General features: G+C 53.9%; 18 protein-coding genes. All 18 read left to right on the forward strand.

Features of this window, described 5'->3' with window-relative positions; translation table 11 throughout:
• Window positions 1-31 precede the first annotated feature (31 nt).
• The 18 genes from mazG to KZ772_RS00905 all read left to right on the forward strand — a co-directional run bounded on the left by mazG (window position 32) and on the right by KZ772_RS00905 (window position 22,428).
• A complete protein-coding gene (gene mazG / locus KZ772_RS00820) occupies window positions 32-817 on the forward strand; it encodes a nucleoside triphosphate pyrophosphohydrolase (RefSeq protein ID WP_290538023.1) in 786 nt (261 codons plus the stop codon).
• Window positions 818-1,176: 359 nt separating this feature from the next.
• Window positions 1,177-2,319 carry a porin gene (locus KZ772_RS00825; protein WP_290538024.1) on the forward strand — a complete coding sequence of 381 codons (1,143 nt, stop codon included), beginning with the start codon at window positions 1,177-1,179 and terminating at the stop codon, window positions 2,317-2,319.
• A gap of 268 nt (window positions 2,320-2,587) precedes the next feature.
• Complete coding sequence (locus KZ772_RS00830) at window positions 2,588-4,144, forward strand: HAMP domain-containing sensor histidine kinase (RefSeq protein WP_290538025.1); 1,557 nt, start codon at window positions 2,588-2,590, stop codon at window positions 4,142-4,144.
• Window positions 4,141-4,815: a response regulator transcription factor gene (locus KZ772_RS00835; protein ID WP_290538026.1), complete on the forward strand. Its 675-nt coding sequence runs from the start codon at window positions 4,141-4,143 to the stop codon at window positions 4,813-4,815. The genes KZ772_RS00830 and KZ772_RS00835 overlap by 4 nt, the downstream gene beginning before the upstream one ends.
• An 80-nt stretch (window positions 4,816-4,895) precedes the next feature.
• Complete coding sequence (locus KZ772_RS00840) at window positions 4,896-5,414, forward strand: phosphoribosyl-AMP cyclohydrolase (protein WP_290538027.1); 519 nt, start codon at window positions 4,896-4,898, stop codon at window positions 5,412-5,414.
• A 253-nt stretch (window positions 5,415-5,667) separates the two neighbouring features.
• Complete coding sequence (locus KZ772_RS00845; protein ID WP_035246906.1) at window positions 5,668-6,111, forward strand: transposase; 444 nt, start codon at window positions 5,668-5,670, stop codon at window positions 6,109-6,111.
• 884 nt (window positions 6,112-6,995) lie between these two features.
• Window positions 6,996-9,245, forward strand: a complete 2,250-nt coding sequence (locus KZ772_RS00850) for a molybdopterin-dependent oxidoreductase (protein ID WP_290538028.1) — start codon at window positions 6,996-6,998, stop codon at window positions 9,243-9,245.
• Between the two features lie 273 nt (window positions 9,246-9,518).
• Window positions 9,519-10,043, forward strand: a complete 525-nt coding sequence (locus KZ772_RS00855; RefSeq protein ID WP_062816419.1) for a lipocalin family protein — start codon at window positions 9,519-9,521, stop codon at window positions 10,041-10,043.
• A 307-nt stretch (window positions 10,044-10,350) separates the two neighbouring features.
• Window positions 10,351-10,986 carry an SDR family oxidoreductase gene (locus KZ772_RS00860; RefSeq protein ID WP_290538029.1) on the forward strand — a complete coding sequence of 212 codons (636 nt, stop codon included), beginning with the start codon at window positions 10,351-10,353 and terminating at the stop codon, window positions 10,984-10,986.
• 528 nt (window positions 10,987-11,514) lie between these two features.
• Window positions 11,515-13,041: a capsule assembly Wzi family protein gene (locus KZ772_RS00865; RefSeq protein ID WP_290538030.1), complete on the forward strand. Its 1,527-nt coding sequence runs from the start codon at window positions 11,515-11,517 to the stop codon at window positions 13,039-13,041.
• A gap of 34 nt (window positions 13,042-13,075) precedes the next feature.
• Window positions 13,076-14,212 (forward strand): polysaccharide export protein, encoded by a 1,137-nt coding sequence (locus tag KZ772_RS00870; RefSeq protein WP_290538031.1) that lies wholly within the window; start codon window positions 13,076-13,078, stop codon window positions 14,210-14,212.
• Window positions 14,212-14,640 (forward strand): low molecular weight protein-tyrosine-phosphatase, encoded by a 429-nt coding sequence (locus KZ772_RS00875; protein WP_290538032.1) that lies wholly within the window; start codon window positions 14,212-14,214, stop codon window positions 14,638-14,640. The genes KZ772_RS00870 and KZ772_RS00875 overlap by 1 nt, the downstream gene beginning before the upstream one ends.
• A 184-nt stretch (window positions 14,641-14,824) precedes the next feature.
• Window positions 14,825-17,035: a polysaccharide biosynthesis tyrosine autokinase gene (locus tag KZ772_RS00880; protein ID WP_290538033.1), complete on the forward strand. Its 2,211-nt coding sequence runs from the start codon at window positions 14,825-14,827 to the stop codon at window positions 17,033-17,035.
• A gap of 112 nt (window positions 17,036-17,147) precedes the next feature.
• Window positions 17,148-18,266 (forward strand): UDP-N-acetylglucosamine 2-epimerase (non-hydrolyzing), encoded by a 1,119-nt coding sequence (gene wecB, locus KZ772_RS00885; RefSeq protein WP_290538034.1) that lies wholly within the window; start codon window positions 17,148-17,150, stop codon window positions 18,264-18,266.
• Between the two features lie 40 nt (window positions 18,267-18,306).
• The gene (wecC, locus tag KZ772_RS00890) at window positions 18,307-19,566 is read left to right on the forward strand and encodes a UDP-N-acetyl-D-mannosamine dehydrogenase (protein WP_290538035.1); all 1,260 of its coding nucleotides are present in this window, start codon (window positions 18,307-18,309) and stop codon (window positions 19,564-19,566) included.
• A gap of 1 nt (window position 19,567) precedes the next feature.
• Window positions 19,568-20,755 carry a hypothetical protein gene (locus tag KZ772_RS00895; protein ID WP_290538036.1) on the forward strand — a complete coding sequence of 396 codons (1,188 nt, stop codon included), beginning with the start codon at window positions 19,568-19,570 and terminating at the stop codon, window positions 20,753-20,755.
• Window positions 20,727-21,641, forward strand: a complete 915-nt coding sequence (locus KZ772_RS00900) for a GNAT family N-acetyltransferase (RefSeq protein WP_290538037.1) — start codon at window positions 20,727-20,729, stop codon at window positions 21,639-21,641. The genes KZ772_RS00895 and KZ772_RS00900 overlap by 29 nt, the downstream gene beginning before the upstream one ends.
• Before the next feature lie 106 nt (window positions 21,642-21,747).
• Window positions 21,748-22,428, forward strand: a complete 681-nt coding sequence (locus KZ772_RS00905; protein ID WP_290538038.1) for a polysaccharide deacetylase family protein — start codon at window positions 21,748-21,750, stop codon at window positions 22,426-22,428.
• Window positions 22,429-22,448: the final 20 nt, after the last annotated feature.

The following is a 22,448-nucleotide window of genomic DNA, read 5'->3' on the forward strand; positions in this document are numbered from 1 at the left end:
ACAAGCACGGCCGCTACCAACAGAGGAAAGCATGTCTAACACCGAAACCCTCCTCTCCATCATGGCCCAACTGCGCGACCCGCAAACCGGCTGCCCCTGGGATGTGAAGCAGGATTTCGACTCCATTGCCCCCTATACCATCGAGGAAGCCTTCGAGGTGGCGGAGGCCATTGCCCAGCGGGATTACCCGGAGCTGAAGGAAGAGCTGGGGGATCTGTTGTTGCAGGTGGTGTTCCATTCCCAGATCGCTCGGGAGCGGGGACTGTTCGACTTCAACAACGTGGTTCAGGTGCTGTGCGACAAGATGGTGCGCCGCCATCCCCATGTGTTCGGTGAGTCGGATGCCGCCGACGAGCAGGCCGTGAAGGTCAATTGGGAGGCCATCAAGCAACAGGAACGCGCCGCCAAGGGCAGGGAGCACGACAGCGCCCTGGATGGCGTCCCCGCGGGCCTGCCAGCCCTGCAACGGGCCGCCAAGGTACAGAAGAAAGCTGCCAAAGTCGGCTTCGACTGGCCGGAGACGGCGCCGGTACGCCGCCAGGTGGACCATGAACTGGCAGAACTGGATGAGGCCCTGGCCAGTGGCGACCGAGCTGACATTGAGGATGAATTCGGCGATGTGCTGTTCACCCTGGTGAACCTGTCCCGCCACCTGAGGCTGGACCCGGAACAGGCCCTGCGCAAGGCCACCGCCAAATTCGAACGCCGCTTCCGGCAAATGGAGCAGGACCAGCCAGAACCGCTCGACACCCTCGACGACGACGCCCTGGAAGCTGCCTGGCAGCAGGCAAAAAGGATGTCTACGGAGCCGCTGTAGGAGCACCGCTTGGGGTGCGAATCCGAGCCTTGGCGAGGAAAAGAAGTAGCAGCGTTTGCCTATCGCCTGCTGATAAACCTGTCGAGTCGTGGTACTCCTCGTCGTCCTGCGACGATTTCCGCGCAACGCGCGGTTCGTCCCCTGGAAGGGAACTCCTACTGTTACAACGGCTTGATAGAAAGCGCGTTGCTGTGTTCTCTGCCCAAAAGTTCCCTCTGAAACAAAAACTTCACATTTGAGCAACTTTTCCGTCACTCTAACTCCCCATACTACGTCACCAAGCAGTAACAAAGCCTGTTTGCGCAGGGATAAGCAGTACTGTTTAAAACGCCTGAATTGCCTGATTGAGGGAAAATCAAATGAAGAAGCAGATGTTAGCAGTTTTGGTCGGAGCTGCTGTTGCAAGCCCGGCATTAGTGATTGCAGACGACGCGCAAACGCGCGGTGGTCTGAAAATTGTATCCGCTGACGGAAACTTTGAAGGGTCTGTGGGGGGGCGTATTCATTTTGATGCGTATTTTTTCGACAATGACCTCACTGATTCGACCAGCACTTCTGAGTTTCGTCGTGCGCGTATCACCCTGAAGGGTAAGCTCTACGACTGGGGCTATGTGTTTGAAAACGACTTTGCCGGTCAAAGTGGTACCACTGGTACCGGTTTCCGTGACATGAACATCTACACCAAAGTCGGTCCCGGTAAACTGACTATTGGTCAGTTCAAGCCTTACAGAAGCATGGAAGAAATCACCAGCTCCAACGATATCCTGATGATGGAGCGTCCTTACGCTTCCGCCACGGGTATCTACAACGGCCGTCAGTTCCAGCAAGGTGTTGGCTATTTGATCTCTGATGACCAGTACACCCTTGGTGTAGCGGGTTTCAATACCAAGTCAGCTGGCGATAACCGTAACGAGGGTCTAGGCGGTTCTGCCCGGGCGACATTTGCACCGATCATGCAAGACAACATGGTAGTGCACATGGGTGCTTCCTACTCCGTGGAAAATGCCAACAGCATGACTACGGCTTTCGAAGCCGAGGCGGACTATGTAGGTCGCCGAGGTCCCAGCCAGACAATCGCTCTGACGACGGAAGGCGAAAGAGTGAACACTGTAGGGCTTGAAGCAGCAATTTCAGCGGGCCCTGTGTTCGCACAAGCAGAATATGCGATTGCAGACTTTGGTAATGCCACCGGTGGCGATGAAGAGGTTCAGACCTATTACATCCAGGGCGCATACACTCTAACTGGTCAGATGAAGCCTTATAAGTCCAGTAAAGGTGTGTTCACTACCGCCAAAGGGAACAACATTGTCCAGTTGACCGCGCGTTATGACTACATCGAAAACAAGGATGTGAAAGACCTAGAAGCAAAAACCACCAGTGTAGGTGTGAATTACTACCTCAATCCGGCCATGCGGTTCATGCTCAACTACGTGATGGGTGACAATACCCTTACTGGCGATGAGTCCAACCAGGTGGCTCTGCGAGCTCAGATGGCATTCTAAAGCATGTCTTAACAAGTTTATTGACGTAGTCTTGCCCTAATCCAGGGTATTTTCTAAGGTCGAGCCCCTTAAGGGGCTCGATTTTTTTTAAACGGGTTATTTTCAGGTTCAGCCAGCTGTCCGGGCTGTTATTTCCTGGCGGTAAGGAATATCGTCTTCAGGCATAGCTCGTCTTTCGTTGCTGACATAAAGACATGGAGCTGCGGGGTTATTCGCCTCCAGCATAAGGCCACGCTCGGGTTGGCGAGAGTGATATTCGGGAAGTGATGTGTACAAAAGAAAAATAGTTGCCTTTTCCTTTCTGAGTATTATTCTCGTCGTGCTGGCGGTGATTACCATCGTTTGGTCATCCTTTGTGACCGCGAAGCAGATCCAGCAGATCAATATAGCGAACTCTCTGCTTTCTGAGCACCTCAAACTCTCCAGTACCTCGTATCGTCTTTTCAAACAGCTTACCGACGAGATTCTCTTTGGGGACCAGGCAAATCAGGCAAAAGTGAGAAACAAAAGGGCGCTGGTTTCCGAATCCTTGGGAAAAATCAAGGTTCTGGAGCGCCAGCAAAGAGAAACAGCTGGAGAAAAATATACTCAGGGCACCATAGAAGATACAGATGACCTTGAGAGAATCATCGATTCGATCATCTATTCACTTGAAGGTATCTCCAAGTTACCGCTGAGTGAAATTGAAAATGAGATGAAGTTTATTCTCGAAGAGAAGATCGATGTTGAGTTCAGGGACTCCATTAATGCTGCAGTCGTTCGACAAACCAACGTGGTCAAAGCATTCAACGCCCGTATTGATGCAATGAATGTAACCATATTCTGGGTTTCGATTGGCCTGGGGTTCCTCGCGGTTTTTTTGATGGGGGTGGGTGTCTGGGTTCTGGTGAACTCCGTTACCCGACCGCTTTCTGCAATCAGTGATGCTGCAGATGCCATTGGCAAGGGAGATTTCTCATACAGGGTTCCTCGCGGTTTCGACAAAGAATTTGACCAGATAGCGGTTTTATTTAATGTCATGACCGAGAAATTACAGATCCAGCATTTGTCAGAGGATCAGGCTCGTCTGGAACTGGAGTATAAAGTCTCACAAAGAACGACCGAGTTGATGGCGGTGAACGCAGAACTGGCCAAGAGTGACTCAGTGAGACGGAGCTTTCTTGCGGATATCAGCCATGAACTCAGGACGCCGCTGACCATTATCAGGGGCGAAGCGCAAGTGGCATTACGTCATGCAGACAGGGATTTGAGGGATTATCAGGATGCACTCACCTGTATCCATGAACAGGCCATATCTCTGTCACACCTGGTTGATGATTTATTGTTTGTGGCACGTACAGACTCGGGCACCATGCGTATTGACAAGCGCAATGTTGATCTCACGGCTTTGGCAGATGAAGTTATCCGTGATATGCGATCCCTGGCTGACAAGAATGATGTCTCTCTTGAGGCAAGTTATCCGGTGCCGGTCTTCGCGGTCATTGACCCAGACAGGATAAAGCAGCTTTTTATCATACTGGTAGAGAATGCCCTTTCTTACTCGGGTGGGGGCTCATCAGTTAAGGTTTCCGTTTTGAAGCAACAGAGCAAGGCGGTTGTTCGTGTTACCGATGATGGCGTTGGCATCGATCCCAGGGATATTCCTTTCGTCTTTGAGCGTTTTTACCGAGGCGGAAGATCTTCATCCCGAAGTAAGGGGGTGGGCCTGGGTCTGGCTGTCGCAAAGTCGATCATTGATGCCCATGAAGGGAAAATTAATCTTGAGAGTGATTTGGGGAAAGGAACCTTCATTGAGATTGAGTTGCCTTGTGAAGAGAACGTATGAAGATTCTTATCGTAGAAGATGAAGAAAGGCTGGCTTCTTTTTTATTCCGGGGGCTCAAGGCCGAGGGATATTTTTGCGATGTGGCTACGGATGGGGAAAAAGCCCTGCAAACATGCCTTTCTGGCGACTACGATCTGGTTATCCTTGACCGTATGCTCCCCAAGAAAGATGGCATGTATGTTCTGACTAAAATCAAGGAAAAAAAGCCGGAAACCAAGGTCTTGATGCTCACAGCCCTGGATGATACTGAAGACAGAATTCTGGGGTTAAGGTCCGGAGCGGATGATTACCTGGGCAAACCCTTTGATTTTGAGGAGCTTCTTGCGCGGATAGAGGCGCTCTCCCGACGGTTTTCCCAGCATGCTGAAGACTTGCTGAAGTCGGGGGATGTTGTCATGGATGTCGACCAGCGTCTGGTGTGGAAAAACAACATTGTGGTCAAGATGACACAAATGGAGTTTGATCTTCTAAGATACTTTTTGACTAACCAGGGAAAGGTTCTTTCGAGAGAGAAGATATTGTCGCGGGTTTGGTCAAACAGTGAAGATCCTATGACAAATATTGTTGATGTCTACATTCGGCGAATACGAGTCAAATTAAATGATGATGGTTCTTTCATCGAAACCGTCCGTGGCGTTGGGTACCGGATCTCGAATTCTGACCAATGTTAATCTTCTGTTAATGTTGGCTAAAGTACCCATTCATAGCCGGAATATTACAGTTACTCCTGAAATTCAACAGGAGTTAAACCATGAAAATTCAGTCTCTGTTCGCTATCTCGGCTTTGTCTCTTGCATCTACTTCCGTCTTCGCCTCGGCAATCACCGAGTCAGATATTATCGAGGCCCAGAAAAAATGGGGCACAGGTATTGTTGAAATCGGTGAAGCTAAGACCAGCGGCGGAGATTACTCCCAAGTAGCAAAAGACTTGATTGATGATCTCTATGCATACGACCACGGTCCAGTTGCATTCAAGCCGACTCTGGCCTCTGATGACCAGTTTCGAGGCGATTTTGACGAAGCGTTGAGCTACTTCGTTGGCGGTTCCATCGAGGAAGATAAAGGTTTTGCCATCAAACCATGGACCAATGTTCGCTTTGAAAACGAAGAAGTGATCATTAATGGAAGCCAGGCAATCGCTATGGGCAATTATTACTTCACCACCGTCGAAGGTGAAGAAGTCAAGGTCGAGTACAGCTTCGGTTATACGCATGTGGATGATGAGCTGTTGATCAACCTGCATCACTCATCCCTGCCGTACGCGAAGTAATTTCTCCCCCCTCAATCTTGAAGCATTGCCGCCCACGCAAATGGGCGGCTTTTTTTGTTTTGACCTGTTACCCCTCGCAACTCCAGCACTACCTACCCGCCGCGTGAACTACTCTGGCAGGCCAGCGAAGCCGTTGGAGCCTTGCTCGCAAGGCGAACCTCAGCCGTGGATTACGTCGATTATCTCAACTGACCTACAGCGTTTGGTCCATTCTGCTGTCGTTTACGCTTTCATCTACGGCGATGATTTCGGTATGACATATCGATATCAAACACAGCGATTGAGAGGAGGGCGCGTATCTATTACCGGCCAGGTCTATCTGGTGACATGTACGACCCGCCATAGATATCCCCACTTTGCCAATCATCTCCCGGCCCGAGAGGCTTGCCGGACAATCCAGAGTCTTGACCGTATGGGAGCCAGCCACACTTGGTGTTTTGTGGTGATGCCGGATCACTGCCACTGGCTGTTTTGCCTCAATGGCAAATATTCACTTGAGCAGACGGTCAGGATGTTCAAGGGTAAATGTTCTCGTCTAGTGGAAGTTAATCTCTGGCAAAAGGGGTTTCATGACCGCGCCTTACGTTCGGATGAGGATCTCTTGCCTATCGCTCGCTATGTCATCGCCAACCCGCTCCGAGCGGGATTGGTTGAGCGTGTAGGGGAGTACCCTTATTGGGATGCGGCCTGGCTATAAATTGTCGCGGTGAGTGAAGACACTGGCTATGTCAGTTAATGGAGCCCTTCGCCTTGCGAGCAAGGCTCCAACGATCCGGACTTCCCCGTCCCGAGCGAATCACGAAGCCGCCGTTGGAGCTTTGCTTGCAAAGCGAATTCACGCCCGGGGCGGGTAATGGAGCCCTTCGCCTTGCGAGCAAGGCTCCAACGATCCGGACTTCCCCATGCCGAGCGAATCACGAAGCCGCCGTTGGAGCTTTGCTTGCAAAGCGAATTCACGCCCGGGGCGGGTAATGGAGCCCTTCGCCTTGCGAGCAAGGCTCCAACGATCCGGACCTCCCCATGCCGAGCGAATCACGAATCCGCCGTTGGAGCTTTGCTTGCAAAGCGAATTCACGCCCGGGGCGGGTAACGGGGCCCTTCGCCTTGCGAGCAAGGCTCCAACGATCCGGCCCCCCCATTCCGAGCGAATCACGAATCCGCCGTTGGAGCTTTGCTTGCAAAGCGAATTCACGCCCGTGGCGGGTAACGGGGCCCTTCGCCTTGCGAGCAAGGCTCCAACGATCCGGACCTCCCCATGCCGAGCGAATCACGAATCCGCCGTTGGAGCTTTGCTTGCAAAGCGAATTCACGCCCGGGGTGGGTAACGGGGCCCTTCGCCTTGCGAGCAAGGCTCCAACGATCCGGCCCCCCCATTCCGAGCGAATCACGAAGCCGCCGTTGGAGCTTTGCTTGCAAAGCGAATTCACGCCCGGGGTGGGCAGCGGAGCCTTTCGCCTTGCGAGCAAGGCTCCAACGGTTTCGCGGTGGGGTGGCGCATCGTTTCCGATTAAGTCATGGCATCCTCCTTGCTCCTCTGCTATCAAGAACACATCAAGCCATAGCGCCAGGACGAGGTCACGGATGAAACAGACGCATTATCATACCTGCAATCTCTGCGAAGCCATGTGCGGTATCGAGATCGAGCATCGCGGTGACGAGATTCTGGCCATCCGTGGCGACAAGGACGACCCGTTCAGCAAAGGCCATATCTGCCCCAAGGCCGTGGCCTTGCAGGACCTGCACAACGACCCAGACCGCCTGCGCCACCCGGTGAAGCGCACTGCCGACGGCTGGGTGCCGATCAGCTGGGACGAAGCCCTGGACGAAACCGCCCGGCGCCTGCACAACATTCAGGACGCCCACGGCAAGGATTCGGTGGCCCTCTATTTCGGCAACCCCACCGCCCATAACCACGGCGCGCTCTTTACTTTGCTGCCGTTCGTGAAAGCCCTGCGCAGTCGCCAGCGCTACAGCGCCACTTCCGCCGACCAACTTCCCCATATGCTGGCCGCTTGGCAGCTGTTCGGCCACCAGGCCCTGTTTCCCATCCCCGATGTGGACCGCACCGACTACTTCCTGATCATCGGTGGCAACCCGCTGGCCTCCAACGGCTCCATCATGACCGTGCCGGACGTGAAAGGGCGCCTGAAGGCCCTGCAGAAACGCGGGGGCAGGGTAGTGGTCATCGACCCGCGCCGCACCGAAACCGCCAAGATGGCCGACGAACATCACTTCGTGCGCCCCGGCACCGACGTTTACCTGTTGCTGGCCATCGCCCAGGTATTGTTCGAAGAGCTGCTGGTGGCGCCGGGCCGGCTGGACGACATCCTCGATGGCAAAAAGGACATGGCCCGCCTGGTCGCCAACTGGAAACCGGAGAAAGTGGCAGACACCGTGGGCCTGCCCGCCGATGCCATTCGCAAGCTGGCCCGCGACATCGCCGCAGCCCCGCGCGCTGCCATCTACTCCCGCGTGGGTGTCACCACCAGCGCCCATAGCACCCTCAGCGCCTGGCTGGTGTATGTGATCAACATCCTTACCGGTAACCTGGACCGGGAAGGCGGCGTCATGTTCACCAAGCCCGCCTTCGATATCGTGGCCCTCGGTGCTCTGAGCGGCGACACCGGAAGCTTCGACCGCTACCGCAGCCGGGTGCACGGCTATCCGGAATTCGGCGGCGAATTCCCGGTGACTACCCTGGCCGACGAAATTCTCACCCCGGGCAAGGGCCAGGTGAAAGCCTTTGTCTCACATGCCGGCAACCCGGTGTTGTCCTGCCCGGATGGCCAGAAACTGGATCAGGCCCTGAACAACCTGGATTTCATGGTCAGCATCGACTTCTACATCAACGAAACCACCCGCCACGCGGACATTATCCTGCCGCCCACCGGGCAACTGGAGCACGCCCAGTTCGACCCCATCTTCCAGGCGGTGGCCGTGCGCAACGTGGTGAAATTCACCCCGCCGCTGGTGCCCAAGCCTGAAGGCACCCTGCATGACTGGGAGATCCTCAACGGCCTCACCACACGGCTCAATCGTCTGCGCGCCCGGGACCGAAAAACCCGCTTGCAAATTACTGCCACCGACCGTTTCGTTCGCAAACTGGGTGACCGTGGGTTGGTGGATCTGGGCCTGCGCCTGGGGCCCTACGGCACTGGCGGCAAGGTGCTGGATGACCTGCGCCGCGATGGATTGCACTCGCTACCCAAAGTGGCCTGGAAGGTGCTCAGAGGTGAACGTAAGGGGCTGACCCTGAAAAAGCTGCTGGCGGAACCCCATGGCATGGACCTTGGGCCACTGGAACCCATGCTCCCCGAGCGCCTGTTCACCCGGGATCAGCGCATCAACCTGGTGCCGGCTCTCTATTTCCGGGCTCTGCAAGGGCTGCCGGCGCCCAAACCGGTGGCGCCCGAGCAGATGCTGATGATTGGCCGTCGCCACATCCGCAGCAACAACTCCTGGATGCACAACAGCCAGCGGCTGGTGAAAGGAAAGGGGCGTTGCAACGCCATGATCCACCCGGATGATGCCAAACGGCTGGCCTTGGCAGAGGGTGACGACGTGGTGGTGAGCACTCCCGCCGGCACCATTACCCTGCCGGCCTGGCTTTGCGACGACATCATGCCCGGCGTGATCAGCGTGCCCCACGGCTGGGGCCATGATCGCGAAGGTGTATTGCTCGCTGTTGCCCGGCGCGTGGCTGGCCAGAGCGTCAACGACATCATCGGCAGCAACCGCGTGGAAGCCGTCACCGCCATGGCCCAGCTCAATGGTATCCCGGTAACTGTGGAATCTGCCAAAGCCCCCAAGCGCCGGAAGAAGGCGGGGTAGTGCGTAAGCTTGAGCGTTGCAGGTGCGGCAAAACACATTGCGGCCAGGGGATGTGATCACAGGCCCCCCGTCAATGCTCTTAAGGCGCTGTAGTTGTAGGAGCTATGCTTGCATGGCGAACAACCCCGGCTCGGTTCGCCATGCAAGCATAGCTCCTACAGCATCCCCTTCAGGGTCCCGACTATCCGGTGCCTCATAAACCCGCTCCATCTAAAGCGCATTCACCTCGCCTTGTCCCACCTTGCGGCAATCTACGCGTAAAGGAGAATCCCAATGCGCCGCATCCTCATCATTGTGAGTCTGATCATGCTGCAAGCCTGCCAAACCCACCCGCAAGACCCCATCCAGATCGCAGACAATCTGAACCTGGATCGTTTCATGGGCGACTGGTATGTGATCGCCAACATCCCCACCTTGCCGGAAAAGGGCGCCTACAATGCCATGGAGAACTACAAACGCATCGGGCCCAACAAGATCGCCACCACTTTCACCTTCCGCAAAGGCGGTTTCGATGGGGAGTTCAAGCGGATGACCCCCACCGGTTTCGTCAGCGACGTGGACCCGGCCATCTGGGGCATGCGTTTTATCTGGCCCTTCAAGGCGGATTTTCGGGTGCTGTATGTGGACGAGGATTACCAGACCACCATCATCGGCCGTGAAAAACGCGATTACCTCTGGATCATGGCCCGCCAGCCACATATCAGCGACGCCACCTACAGCAAACTCAAGAACATCGCTCGCAACCGGGGTTACAACCTGGATGAGCTGCAGGAGGTGCCCCAGCAGTGGGATGAATAGCCTGCCGAGGTGATTTGCCCCCTTCGCCTTGCAAGCAAGGCTCCAACGCCAGTCCTGAAGCCCCTCACTCGTTGGAACAAGCGAAGCGCAGTAACGCCTGAAAGGCGGCCCGGAGGGTGAGCGTAGCGAATAACTTTGCTCGCAAAGCGAATTGGCGGGCAACGGAGCGCACCGCTTGCCCTTCGGGCTGCTTTTCATGCGTTGCTGGGATCCGGTTGTTCCAACGGCTCCGTTATCCCCACCCCCTTGAAATCCACCGCCAACCCACCATCACTGAACTACCAGTCATGACAAGGAAGGAGCCCCCATGAAAGTCCTGATCGCCGGCGCCAACGGCAAAATCGGTCGTCGCCTGATTCCCCACCTGGTGGCCGACAATATTCAGGTACGCGCCATGGTTCGTGATCTGAGCCAGAAAGCCGACCTGGAGACACTGGGTGCCCATGAGGTCGTGGAAGGGGATCTGGAAGGGGATTGCCGCCAGGCCCTGGAAGGCCAGGATGCGGTCATCTTCACCGCCGGCTCCGGCCCCCACACCGGCCCCGAGAAAACCATCGACGTGGACCAGAACGGAGCCATCAGTCTGATCGACCAAGCCAAAGAGCAAGGAGTAGGGCGCTTTATCATGGTCAGCTCCATGCGCGCCGACGACCCGGCATCCGGCCCGGAAAAACTGCGCCATTACTTTGCCGCCAAGGGCAAAGCTGACGATCATCTACGAGCCAGCGGGCTCAACTACACCATCGTCCGCCCGGGCCGGCTCACTGAAGAACCGCCCCTGGAGAAAGTGGAAATTGCAGAGAAGCTGAAGGATTTTGGCGATATATCCCGCGAAGATGTGGCGAAAGTGCTTTCTGAGACCGCTCGAGCCGAGCTGGGCAACCGGGAGTTCGACGTCATCGCCGGCCCAACCCCGATCCGGGAAGCCCTAAGCAAGCTTTAAACGTCCCTTCGCGCGATCCTTTGTGGGAAGCGATGCTTGCATCGCGAAGACGCTGGCACACCCCTTCGCGACGTGAACATCGGTTATTCGCTGCGCCCACCCCTCGGTCCTCCCTGCGGGCGTTACTCCGCTGCGCTCCCTTCCCACAAGAGCATCCCTCGTCAGTCCAGACGGTGACCAATATGGCGCTTTTTGTGGGAAGCGATGCTTGCATCGCGAAGACGCTGGCAGAGCCTCACCGGCACCCCCTTCGCGATGCTTGAAACCCCAAGAGTCCCAGGCAAGCCCCAGTGTAGGCACTGCTTCCCCCGCTTTGTCAGACAAGCCGCTTACCCCCTGAAAACCCCCTAAGCTAGTATTCACAGGCCCGCCTCAGTCATCCGCCTGAATTCTTTTCAAGCGTCGTCGTAAACCGTTCGCATTCCCGTAAACAAACTGTAAAATGCGGCCCCTTGTCATATAGCTGACAAGATTAAGCACGCATAATGCGCCTCTTGTTATGCACCACAAGAAGGATAGGACGTCCTAGTGCGGTTATCTCACTCCCTAATTCGGTGGCTCGGAGCCCTGTGCATCGGCCTCAGCGCATCTTCCCAGGCGGCCACTCCCTGGGTGCCGGCCGGCGATCTCACGGCGCGCCACCACATTGAAGCCCTGCAAAGCCAGGGCTGCCTGAAGGGTGTCACCCTCAGCTGGCCCATCAGCTGGGCAGCCCTGATGAAAGGCTACCGCCTTGCCCTGGCACAACAATCCCCTGATCAGGCCAGTGCCTGCAAAAACCAGCACTCCGCCTATCTGCAAAAAGCCCTTGAAGCCACTCGCCAGGCCACTACCGGCGCCCAGCTCACATTGGGTGGCGCGACTCAGGAGCCGCTTTACACCAGTTTTTCTTCCCAGGTAGAAGACGAAGCCACCAGCCAGATAGCCCTCTACAGCATGGGTGAGCACTGGGCCGCCAACCTGGCGGTGGGCTACGTGGATGGCGAGCGTGACGATACCCACCTGCGCTTCGACGACACCTACCTGGCCGGCATCGTCGGCAATTGGCAAGTTGGCGTCGGCGCCATCGACCGCTGGTGGGGCCCGGGCTGGCAGAGCTCCCTGGCCCTGTCCAACAACGCCCGCCCGGTACCCGGGCTGTGGATTTCCCGGCACATGCCGCTGGCACCGGAAAGCCCCTGGTTAAGCTGGATCGGCCCATGGGATCTCCAGGTTATCGGCGGCCAGCTGGAAAAAGACCGCGCCGTACCGAAAGCGCGCCTGCTCGGCGCTCGCTTCGTATTCAATCCGCTGGACTCCCTGCAAATCGGCCTGACCCGCCTGGCCCAGTGGGGCGGGGAAGGGCGCCCGCAGGATCTGGATGCCTTCTGGAACGCCGTTATCGGCCGTGATAATGGCCAGACCTCCGGCCTCAAAGAGGGCCAGGACCCCAGCAACCAGATTGCCGGTCTCGATTTTCGTCTTTCCCTGACCCCGGGTGATGTGCCCGTTGGCCTCTATGGCCAGTTCATGGGCGAAGACGAAGCCGGCGGCCTGCCCTCCAAATTCTCCTCCCTGGCCGGCCTGGATATGGTCACCGGCCTCGGGCAGGGGTCCCAGCGCTTTTTCCTGGAAGCCACGGAAACTGTGGCCGGCAGCTGGCTCAGTGAGCGCCGCCACAATGTGGCCTATGAACACGGCACCTATCGTTCCGGTTTTCGCCATTATGGCCGTAATATGGCCACTACTTGGGAAGGGGATGCCCGGGCCGTCACACTCGGCCTACAGCAATATTTCCGTAACGGTGTCACCGTTGGGCTGAATCTGTCCCGCGCCACCCTGAATCAGGACGGCACAATACGTGCAGTCATCACCGAAGACGGTGCCGCCATCTTGCAGTCTGTCGAGGAGCAGGATATTTCCCTCGCCGAGCTGCGCATTCAGCACCCCATGCCTATGCTGGGGGGGCGCCTGGACTGGCTGCTGTCCGCCACCGATGAACCGGTGGAAACGGTCTTCGAAGAACGTGAGCGCTTTACCGCCGGTCTCCAGTGGACCCGGCCCATCAGTTGGTAAAAGAAACGGGTAAGAGAGAAGCATGCAGGCAACAATGACAACACACCGAAGCAAGCTGCTGATCGCCATTCTGTTGGCGACACTGTCCGGCTGCACAATCGTACCCGGTTCCCACATCTCCACCACGCCAGGCTGGTTCCTGGAAGAGGATGAAGGCAATGAAGAGGCCGAATCCCTGCCGGACGTGGTGAAAGTGCATAACATCAACACCCGGATACTCCAGACCCCAGAGGAACAGCCAAGCCAGCCCGCTGACACCCTCCTCGAAGAGCCGGAAGACTACGACTACGTGGTCGGCCTGGGCGACGTGCTGCAGATCACCGTCTGGGACCACCCGGAGCTCACCATTCCCGCCGGCTCCATGCGCAGCCCCTCGGAATCCGGCAACTGGGTGCATAACGATGGCACCATCTTTTATCCCTACGTGGGCAAGATCAAAGTGGTGGGCCTGCGAGTCACGGAAATTCGTGACCTGATCGCCGAGCGTATCGCCGAATACATCGAAGATCCGCAGGTGGATGTGACCATCGCCGCCTTCCGTAGCCAGAAAGTCTATGTCTCCGGCGAAGTGAAGCAGCCCGGCGCTTACCCGGTCACCAATGTGCCCCTGCGCCTGCTGGATGCAGTGAACGCCTCCGGTGGTCTCACCGAGTTCTCCGACTGGACCGATGTGTCCCTCACCCGGGATGGCCAGGAATACAGCTTGTCACTGCGTGCCCTCTACCAGGAAGGCAACCCTTCCCACAACGTACTGCTGCGGCCTGGCGATGTGGTCCATGTGGGCCGCAACGACGACAACAAGGTCTTTGTCATGGGTGAAGTGAAGGATGCTCGCCCGGTACCCATGACCCGCAATGGCCTGAGCCTGGCAGAAGCGTTATCCACCTCCGGGGGGTACCTGCAGGATACCGCAGATGCCTCGGGCATCTTTGTACTGCGCCGTGCCCCGGAAGGCAGCGATCACCTGGTCGATCTCTATCAACTGAACGCCAAGGATGCGACAGCCCTGATTCTGGCAGACAGCTTCAAGCTGCAAAGCCGCGATATCGTCTATGTGACAGCGGCGCCGCTCGCTCGCTGGAACCGTGTGATTCGCAATATTCTGCCAACCGTACAAACGGTTTACTTCGGGGTGCTGGCGGCAGACCGGGCTGAGGTGCTGAGCGACTGATGTTTGAACGAGTGCTCATCGTCTGCGACGGCAATATCTGCCGTAGTCCCACGGTGGCGGCCATGTTGCATGAATTGAAGCCAGGCAAAACCGTATCGTCGGCCGGCCTGGTGGGCCTGGTCGGCAATGAGATGGAACCCACCGCCCAGGCGGTAGCAGAAGAAAATGGCCTGGAGTGCGGACCCCATACCGCCCGCAAACTGGATAGCGAACTTTGCCGCGACAGCGACCTGATTCTGGTCATGGAAAGCCGGCAGAAAGAACGGCTCAGCCGGGCCTTCCCGGAAGCCAGTGGCAAAACCTTCCTGCTCAGCCACTGGAACGGCGGCCACGACATCCCCGACCCCTACAAAAGAGGCCGGGACGCCTTCGAGCGGATCTACCCGATGATGCGGGAAGCCACCAAGGCCTGGGCCGCAAAACTGTAAAGAAACACTGTGGGAGCCCATGCTTGCATGGCGAAAACGGCCTGGCAGGGTCAGCCGACCTTAATACCTGCGACCAGGCTCTCACAGCAAAAAGAAACACCCTTTGGGCAGAAATACCATCCACATTTCCGCCCAACCCTCGCCAAGGCGAGATGACACCACGGTGAACAGGGCAACAAAACACATGACAGAAAACACAAGCACCTCAAATCGCCAGCCACAATCCTCCAGCATGGCCGACGAAATCGATCTCCAGAAGCTCTCCGGCTTGCTGCTGGATCACCGCTGGCTGATTATCGGCACAACCCTGATTGCCCTGTTCCTGGGGGTAGCCTATGGGGTGCTGGCAACCCCCATCTATAAAGCCGATGCCTTGCTGCAAGTGGAAGACAAACAGGGCGGCGTGCCCGGCTTTTCCGAGCTCAACGAGCTGTTCACCGAAGAATCCTCCGCCGATGCCGAAATCCAGATCATTCGCTCGCGCATGGTGCTTGGCGATGTAATCGACCAATTGCAGATGGATATCCTCATCCAGCCGGATCGTCTGCCATTGATCGGAGGCCTGGGCGCACCGGATCCGGCACCGGAATTTGTTGCCAAGCCCCTGTTTGCCGGTTACCGCGACAGTGAAACCTTTGTCACCATAAAAAACTTCCGGGTACCGGATACTCTCAAAGGCGAAGCCTTCACCTTACTGGAAGAAAATGGCCAGCCAACCCTGTATCTGGAAGACCAGAAAGTCGGCAGCGCGCCTGTTGGTGAACCAATCAAAAGTGAAGATGGGCGTATCCAGCTGGAGCTGGGTGAGTGGGAATACGGGGGCGAGCCGCTTTCTCTGGTGAAACAGTCCAGAGCCGATGCGGTGAATCAACTACGTGGCCGCTTGTCAGTAAGCGAGCAGGGCAAAGCCACGGGAATTATCGCCATGGCCATAACCGGCCCCCACAAAATCCGCATCCGTACCGTTCTCGACAGCATCAGCGAAAATTACTTGCTGCAGAACATCAAGCGCATGTCCGCCGAAGCACAAAACAGCCTGGATTTTCTCGATGAGCAACTGCCGGAAATCAAGGAAAAGCTCACCAGTGCGGAAGAAAAGCTGAACGCCTACCGCCTGAAAAGCGAATCGGTAGACCTCTCCCTGGAAACCCAGTCCGTACTGGAGCGCCTGGTGGCCATCGAGGCCAAGATCAACGAACTAAAAATAAAAGAAAGCGAAGTATCCGCCCGCTTCACCCAGGAGCACCCCGCGTACCGCACCTTGATCCAGCAGCGCGGCTCCTTGATGCAGGAAAAAGAAGAGCTCAACAAACAGATCAAAGCCCTGCCAGAAACCCAGCAAGAAGTCCTGCGCCTCATGCGCGATGTGGAAGTCAATCAGGAAATCTATGTGGGCCTGCTCAACAAAGTGCAGGAACTACGCATCATGAAGGCCGGCACCGTAGGCAGCGTGCGCATTATCGATCAAGCCATGGTGCAGCCGGCGGCGGTGAAACCGAAAAAACCACTCATCGCTATCCTGGCTGCCATGCTGGGAGCAATGGCATCCGTTGGGTTCGTGTTGCTCAAAGCCGCTTTCAATAAAGGCATCGAAAGCCCCGAGCAGCTGGAAGAGCAGGGCGTTTCCGTGTACGCCGCTGTTCCCGTATCCCAAGTCCAGAGCAAAACGGATCGCCTGGCCAACCTTGGTCGCAAGCGCAAGCAGGTATCCAAAACGGTGCCGCTGCTGGCAGCCACCTCCCCGGAAGACCTGGCCGTGGAAGCCCTGCGTAGCCTTCGCACCAGCCTGCACTTCGCCATGCTGGAATCTACCAATAAAGTACTGATGATCTCCGGCCCCAGCCCCGGTGTGGGCAAGAGCTTTATCTCTGCCAACTTGGCTGCCGTATTGGCACAGGCGGGCCAGCGAGTGGTTGTGATTGATGCCGATCTGCGCAAAGGCCACATGCACCGCTATTTTGGTGGTGCCAATGAAACCGGGCTATCCAGCTACCTGTCCGGCCAGGCGCAGTTAAAAGACATCACTCAGGAAACCTCCACGGCTAACTTGACGTTTATCTCCCGAGGGCAGGTGCCGCCTAATCCCTCCGAGCTGCTGATGCACGATCGCCTGAAACAATTAATGGATACATTGAGTAGCGAATACGATCTGGTATTGGTGGATACGCCGCCCATCCTGGCTGTCACAGATGCCGCCATCGTCGGCCAGCTGGCCGGCAGCAGCCTTATCGTCACTCGCTACGGCGTCAATAGCGTGAAAGAAGTGGATATCACCCTCACGCGATTCGCCCAGAACAAGGTGGAAATCAAGGGTGCCATCCTCAACTGCATGGAACGCCGCGCCTCCAACGAATACGGCTACTACGCTTATGAATATGGAAGTAGCAGCGATTAACTGGGTGTTGCCAAGACGGTGGAAGCCAGCGACCCACCGTAGGAGCCTCGCTTGAGAGACGAAGGGGCTCTTGAAACCCTGCCCCGAAAAACCTGACAACCGGTAAGGAAACATGAATAAAAAGGTTTTAAGTATCTTTGGCACTCGCCCGGAAGCCATCAAGATGGCACCGGTGGTAAAAGCGATTGAGGCACATCCGGCACTGGAAGGGAAAGTCTGCGTAACAGCCCAGCATCGGGAAATGCTGGATCAAGTGCTGGCGCTTTTTGACATCAAGCCGGACCATGATTTGAACATCATGGCACCCGGGCAAGACCTGTATGACATTACTTCACGGATCATGCTGGGCTTGCGAGAGGTGCTGCGCCAGGAAAAGCCGGATGTCGTTCTTGTTCATGGGGATACGGCAACGACGTTTGCGGCCTCACTGGCGGCATTTTATGAACAGATTCCGGTAGGGCATGTTGAGGCAGGCTTGCGGACGGGCAATCTGTATTCCCCCTGGCCTGAAGAAGCCAACCGAAAACTTACTGGCGTACTGGCGGCCTATCATTTTGCGCCTACGGACACCTCACGTAACTCTCTCCTCAAGGAGAGTATCAGCGATAGCGCGGTTCACATTACCGGGAATACGGTTATCGATGCCCTGTTGATGGTGCGCGACCAGATTGAGGCCGATACGGAATTAAAATCCCGTCTCGAAACGGCGTTACCCTATGGCTTATCACGCAAAATGGTGCTGGTAACAGGTCACCGCCGAGAAAGCTTTGGTGGTGGCTTCGAGAGAATTTGTCATGCCATTGCCGAACTGGCCAAGCGTTACCCAGATGTGGAAGTGGTGTACCCCGTTCACCTGAACCCTAATGTGCAGGAGCCGGTAAACCGCATCCTCACAGGCCTGAGTAATGTGCACCTAATTCCCCCACAGGACTACCTGCCATTTGTGTCACTCATGAGCCGCGCCCACATCATCCTCACGGATTCCGGGGGCATTCAGGAGGAAGCCCCGTCTCTGGGCAAGCCGGTGCTGGTCATGCGAGACACAACCGAAAGGCCTGAGGCGGTGTCAGCGGGTACCGTCAAACTGGTGGGTACGGAAACGAATGCCATTGTCGATGCCGTCAGCACCCTCATGGACAACGCCGATGCCTGGGAAGCCATGAGCCGGGCGCACAACCCCTATGGCGATGGCAAGGCATCACAGCGAATAGCAGACATTCTCGCGAGCTAACCAGGCTGAAAGCCAGGTACGAATAAACAGGATAGACAAAATGCAGTTTGAAACGATTTGTGTTGTGGGATTGGGATACATTGGTTTGCCAACAGCGGCAGCATTCGCTGGCCGGCGCAAAAATGTCATTGGCGTGGATATTAACCAGCATGCGGTAGATACCATCAATCGTGGTGAAATCCACATTGTAGAGCCCGAGCTGGATATCGCTGTTCATGCTGCCGTTAAAGAGGGCAACCTGCGGGCTACAACCCGCCCAGAGCCGGCTGATGCTTTTTTGGTTGCTGTGCCCACACCCTTCAAGAAGGGTGAAGAGGCGGGCGCAATCCCAACCCCGGATTTGAGCTATATCCAGGCGGCAGCAGATTCCATCGCGCCAGTGCTGAAAAAAGGCGATCTGGTCATCCTCGAATCTACCTCACCCGTCGGTGCCACGGAAAAAATGGCAGGGTGGTTAGCCCAGGCCAGAACAGACCTCAGCTTCCCGCAACAGGCTGGCGAAGATTCCGATATTCGTATCGCGCATTGTCCGGAGCGGGTCCTACCCGGCCATGTCATGCATGAGCTGATCGAAAATGACCGCATTATTGGTGGCATGACGAATAAATGCTCTGAAGCGGCCTGTGAACTGTATAAAACCTTTGTTCGCGGGGAGTGCTTGTTGACCACTGCACGCACTGCAGAAATGGCAAAGCTGACGGAAAATGCCTTTCGGGATGTGAATATCGCTTTTGCCAATGAGCTTTCCATGATTTGCGATAAGGTCGATATCAATGTCTGGGAGCTGATTTCATTGGCTAATAGGCACCCAAGGGTGAATATTTTGCAGCCTGGTCCAGGTGTGGGTGGCCACTGCATTGCTGTGGATCCGTGGTTTATTGTTAGTGAGACGCCAGAGCAGGCAAAACTGATTAATAGTGCTCGTGAAGTCAATGACGCAAAGCCAGATTGGGTGCTGAAAAAAATAAAAGAAGAGTATGAGATTTTTTCTCAGGAATGTTGCGATGATATGGGTATAGTAATCTATGGTATTACCTTTAAAGAAAATATAGATGACTGCAGGGAAAGTCCGGCTTTGGGGATTGCTAAAAAGCTTAGCAGTTCTTTGAGTAAGGTTTATGTCCACGATGAAAATGTAAAGCTCGAAGAGTTGGCTCACCACGGTCTTGATGCGTATGTTGCACAAGAAGACCAAGAATGTAGGCTAATGCATGTTTTTTTGGTGATGCATAAGGGGTACAAAGAAAAAATAGAAAGTTTGTCGATCAGAGGGTGTAAAGTAGTTTCATTTAAGAGCTGATATGAGCGTTCAAGCATTTTCATCAATACTCTCCTCCGCCGGAATAAAACTTTCCTCTATGCTGATGGTTGTTGTATTTGCTAAACATATGTCAGAGGAAGGTTTTGGATTGTTTAGCTACGGGTTTAGCATGATTGTTACCCTCGCAACCTTTATTAGTTATGCTATAGGACAGACGTGGGGGAAGTTAGGCTCTGAAAATAAAAGTAAAAAACTGGTTGCGCCGCTTGTTATTTTTTGGGGAGGGCTGGCGTTTACATTATCTGTTCTGATTACATTTTGGGCTGGGTATCCAGTCAATTTAATATTAATTGTTAGTCTTTCTTCAGTTTTAGCTATGCTGTCTTATTCTGGACAGTTTGTCTCGTTGTATTTGGGGCGATATAAGTTTGCGCTGCTGTCATCGAGCGCAGCTGTATTGCTTTTTGTTCTGCTCCTTATTGTCCTTGCTTTCGGGTTGCTCAAGCTTAATCATGAAAATGCGTTTGTCTTTTTGGTTGTTTTTTATTTGGTTCAGGCCCCTGCTTGGCTATCTCTTTTAAGTGTATTAAGTAATGAAGGGGGTAAGGCGGTTGGTTTTCGTTGGGTTTCAAATGTGAGCGCAAAGTATGCAACGTTGTCTTTGATGGGGGCGCCGGTGCATTTTTTATGTTTAACGATGCTGGCTCTTTATTCTGGTGTGAACGATGTAGGCTCATTTAATCTTTCATTTCAGTTATATGTGGCAACAATTTTTTGCGTAGCAAGTTTGCAGCCTGTGATGCTTAAGAGTTTTGCTGGAAAGGGTTTGAGCCGAGTGGGTGCGTACGTTCTGTTTTCAATAATCGTGGTTGCCGCTTCCGTTTTTGGGTATTGGTTTTTGGGTCAGATGTTTTCGTGTTCCGATATATCATTGCTTTGTTTAGATGAGAAGGTGGTGGCAATGCCGTTCGTTTGCGCGCTGCTGGCTGGAAACAACACAATATTGATGCAGTACATAAACGCCAACTATGATCCGTCTGTTAATATTAAACTCCAAGCATTTTATGCCTGCTTATATTTCATGTTCTCAGTTTTTTTTCTTTGGTATGGATTGGGTGTTACAGGATTATATGCAGCAATTATAGTGTCGTCTTTGCTTCTTTTGATTTTTCAGATTTTGGCAATTAGGAGGATGGCTGATGAATATTGTTCCACTGGCGTTGTCTGATTTGGAACTGGTTCGAAGGCTTCACTTTGAAATTTACGGATGGACTAAAAATAAAGATGAATTTGAATCAATGTATGTCGACTCTCAGGGGGATCTAAAGGCGGTTGGCTATCTGGCAAAAAATGAAAGAGGGGAGGCCGCTGCATATTATGGTGTTTTTTTATGTGATCTGAGAGTTGACGGTAAATTTTTCTTTTCGGCACAGTCTGGAGATACCATGACTCACCCGGACTTTCAGGGAAAAGGTTTGTTCACGAAGTTGGCACTTAAAACATATGATAAAGTGAGAGAGTTAGGTGTTGATTTTGTTTATGGGTTCCCAAATGAAAGCTCTTACCCTGGATTCAAAAGAAAGCTTAACTGGAACTTCCCATTTAAAATGAAAAAAGCAATTAGAGTTGTTCCTTGTTTACCCTTTGGGCTTGGTGGTGATTTATTCGGCATGATTGATCTCGCGGTTCTCGAGGCTGCTGGGTTCAGGGATATCGCTGAAGATACATTTGGAAGAGCGAATGCAATTAAAGGAGACTGCTTCGCGATTTTTCCAGACAGGACTTTTGAGAAAAAAAAGTACTATATTTATGAGTCAAACGGGGCCTCCATTCTTATAAAGCTGGATCGCCTAAAGATATATATTGGATTTATGAATGCGGAAGAAGAATCCGGATATAAAATGCTTTTTGATAAAGTGTTTTGGGTGGCGTTTTTAACGGGGAGGCCCGCTCTGATAACATACCTGTCTAGTTGGTGTCACGAGTTTGACTTTATTAAGTCAAAATTCAAGGTTTCTGAAAGTTTAAACTTCGGCTATTTGGGGTTTGATAATAATTTTTCAGACCATTTTAACACTTTAAGAATTAGGTATGTTGATTATGATACATTTTAGAAAGGGGATCAGGTATGCTCTTCTGTCGTCTCTAGGGGGAGTTGCTACGCCTTCTGCAGGTGTCCACTTGTTGGCTGGCCACCTTCTCAATAGACGGGGCGAAGGGTTGAAAGAAAATGTTTTTCGTCGGCAGCTTGAAAGTTTAAGTGGATGTTGTGAGTTTTTGGATTACCAGGCAGCAGTTTCTTTAATTAAGAGCGGTGATGTAAATTGCAATGTTCCAAAAGTGGCGTTTACTTTTGATGATGGGTTCGATGACTGCTCTGAATATATAGCTCCTGTACTTAATGAATTTGGTATTAAAGGTTGCTTTTTTATTAACCCAAACTTCTGTCTAGGTAGTGAATCTTATAGAAAAGAATTTTCCGAAAGAGCGGTTCTTTTGCCTGGAAAACTGCCGATGGAAGTCGCTCAAGTCAGAAAGTTGGCAGATCAGGGGCATGTGATTGGTGCGCATACAATGGATCATGCTCTGTTGTTAAGCAATGATGATGATTTTTTGGTGGATCAGATTGTTCATTGCAAAAGAGCTGTTGAATCTATATCTGAGAAGAAATGTGATGACTTTGCTTGGACTTACGGCGGGTATAAACATATATCACAAAAAGCCATTGATCTTGCTTTGAGTTGTTACGGGAATGTTCTTAGTTCGGATAATCATCATTACTATTTAGGGAATGATGGTGAGAATCTTTCTGTGATCAATCGTCGTCACTTTGAACCTTACTGGCCAAGCTCCCATGTTAAGTACTTCCTATCTAAGAAAAAATCTAGCTATAAAGTTTAAGTTCGCTTATTTCATTATTT

The sequence above is a fragment of the Alcanivorax sp. genome (genome assembly GCF_019431375.1).
GTDB classification, from domain to species: domain Bacteria; phylum Pseudomonadota; class Gammaproteobacteria; order Pseudomonadales; family Alcanivoracaceae; genus Alcanivorax; species Alcanivorax jadensis_A.

Excerpts from the sequence above, each read along its gene's own strand:
- KZ772_RS00880 (WP_290538033.1), top strand. The coding sequence starts at position 14,825 with ATGACAGAAAACACAAGCACCTCAAATCGCCAGCCACAATCCTCCAGC.
- KZ772_RS00860 (WP_290538029.1), top strand. The coding sequence starts at position 10,351 with ATGAAAGTCCTGATCGCCGGCGCCAACGGCAAAATCGGTCGTCGCCTG.
- KZ772_RS00850 (WP_290538028.1), top strand. The coding sequence starts at position 6,996 with ATGAAACAGACGCATTATCATACCTGCAATCTCTGCGAAGCCATGTGC.
- KZ772_RS00835 (WP_290538026.1), top strand. The coding sequence starts at position 4,141 with ATGAAGATTCTTATCGTAGAAGATGAAGAAAGGCTGGCTTCTTTTTTA.
- KZ772_RS00870 (WP_290538031.1), top strand. The coding sequence starts at position 13,076 with ATGACAACACACCGAAGCAAGCTGCTGATCGCCATTCTGTTGGCGACA.
- KZ772_RS00900 (WP_290538037.1), top strand. The coding sequence starts at position 20,727 with ATGAATATTGTTCCACTGGCGTTGTCTGATTTGGAACTGGTTCGAAGG.
- KZ772_RS00855 (WP_062816419.1), top strand. The coding sequence starts at position 9,519 with ATGCGCCGCATCCTCATCATTGTGAGTCTGATCATGCTGCAAGCCTGC.
- wecC (WP_290538035.1), top strand. The coding sequence starts at position 18,307 with ATGCAGTTTGAAACGATTTGTGTTGTGGGATTGGGATACATTGGTTTG.
- KZ772_RS00825 (WP_290538024.1), top strand. The coding sequence starts at position 1,177 with ATGAAGAAGCAGATGTTAGCAGTTTTGGTCGGAGCTGCTGTTGCAAGC.
- KZ772_RS00895 (WP_290538036.1), top strand. The coding sequence starts at position 19,568 with ATGAGCGTTCAAGCATTTTCATCAATACTCTCCTCCGCCGGAATAAAA.
- wecB (WP_290538034.1), top strand. The coding sequence starts at position 17,148 with ATGAATAAAAAGGTTTTAAGTATCTTTGGCACTCGCCCGGAAGCCATC.
- mazG (WP_290538023.1), top strand. The coding sequence starts at position 32 with ATGTCTAACACCGAAACCCTCCTCTCCATCATGGCCCAACTGCGCGAC.
- KZ772_RS00875 (WP_290538032.1), top strand. The coding sequence starts at position 14,212 with ATGTTTGAACGAGTGCTCATCGTCTGCGACGGCAATATCTGCCGTAGT.
- KZ772_RS00840 (WP_290538027.1), top strand. The coding sequence starts at position 4,896 with ATGAAAATTCAGTCTCTGTTCGCTATCTCGGCTTTGTCTCTTGCATCT.
- KZ772_RS00845 (WP_035246906.1), top strand. The coding sequence starts at position 5,668 with ATGACATATCGATATCAAACACAGCGATTGAGAGGAGGGCGCGTATCT.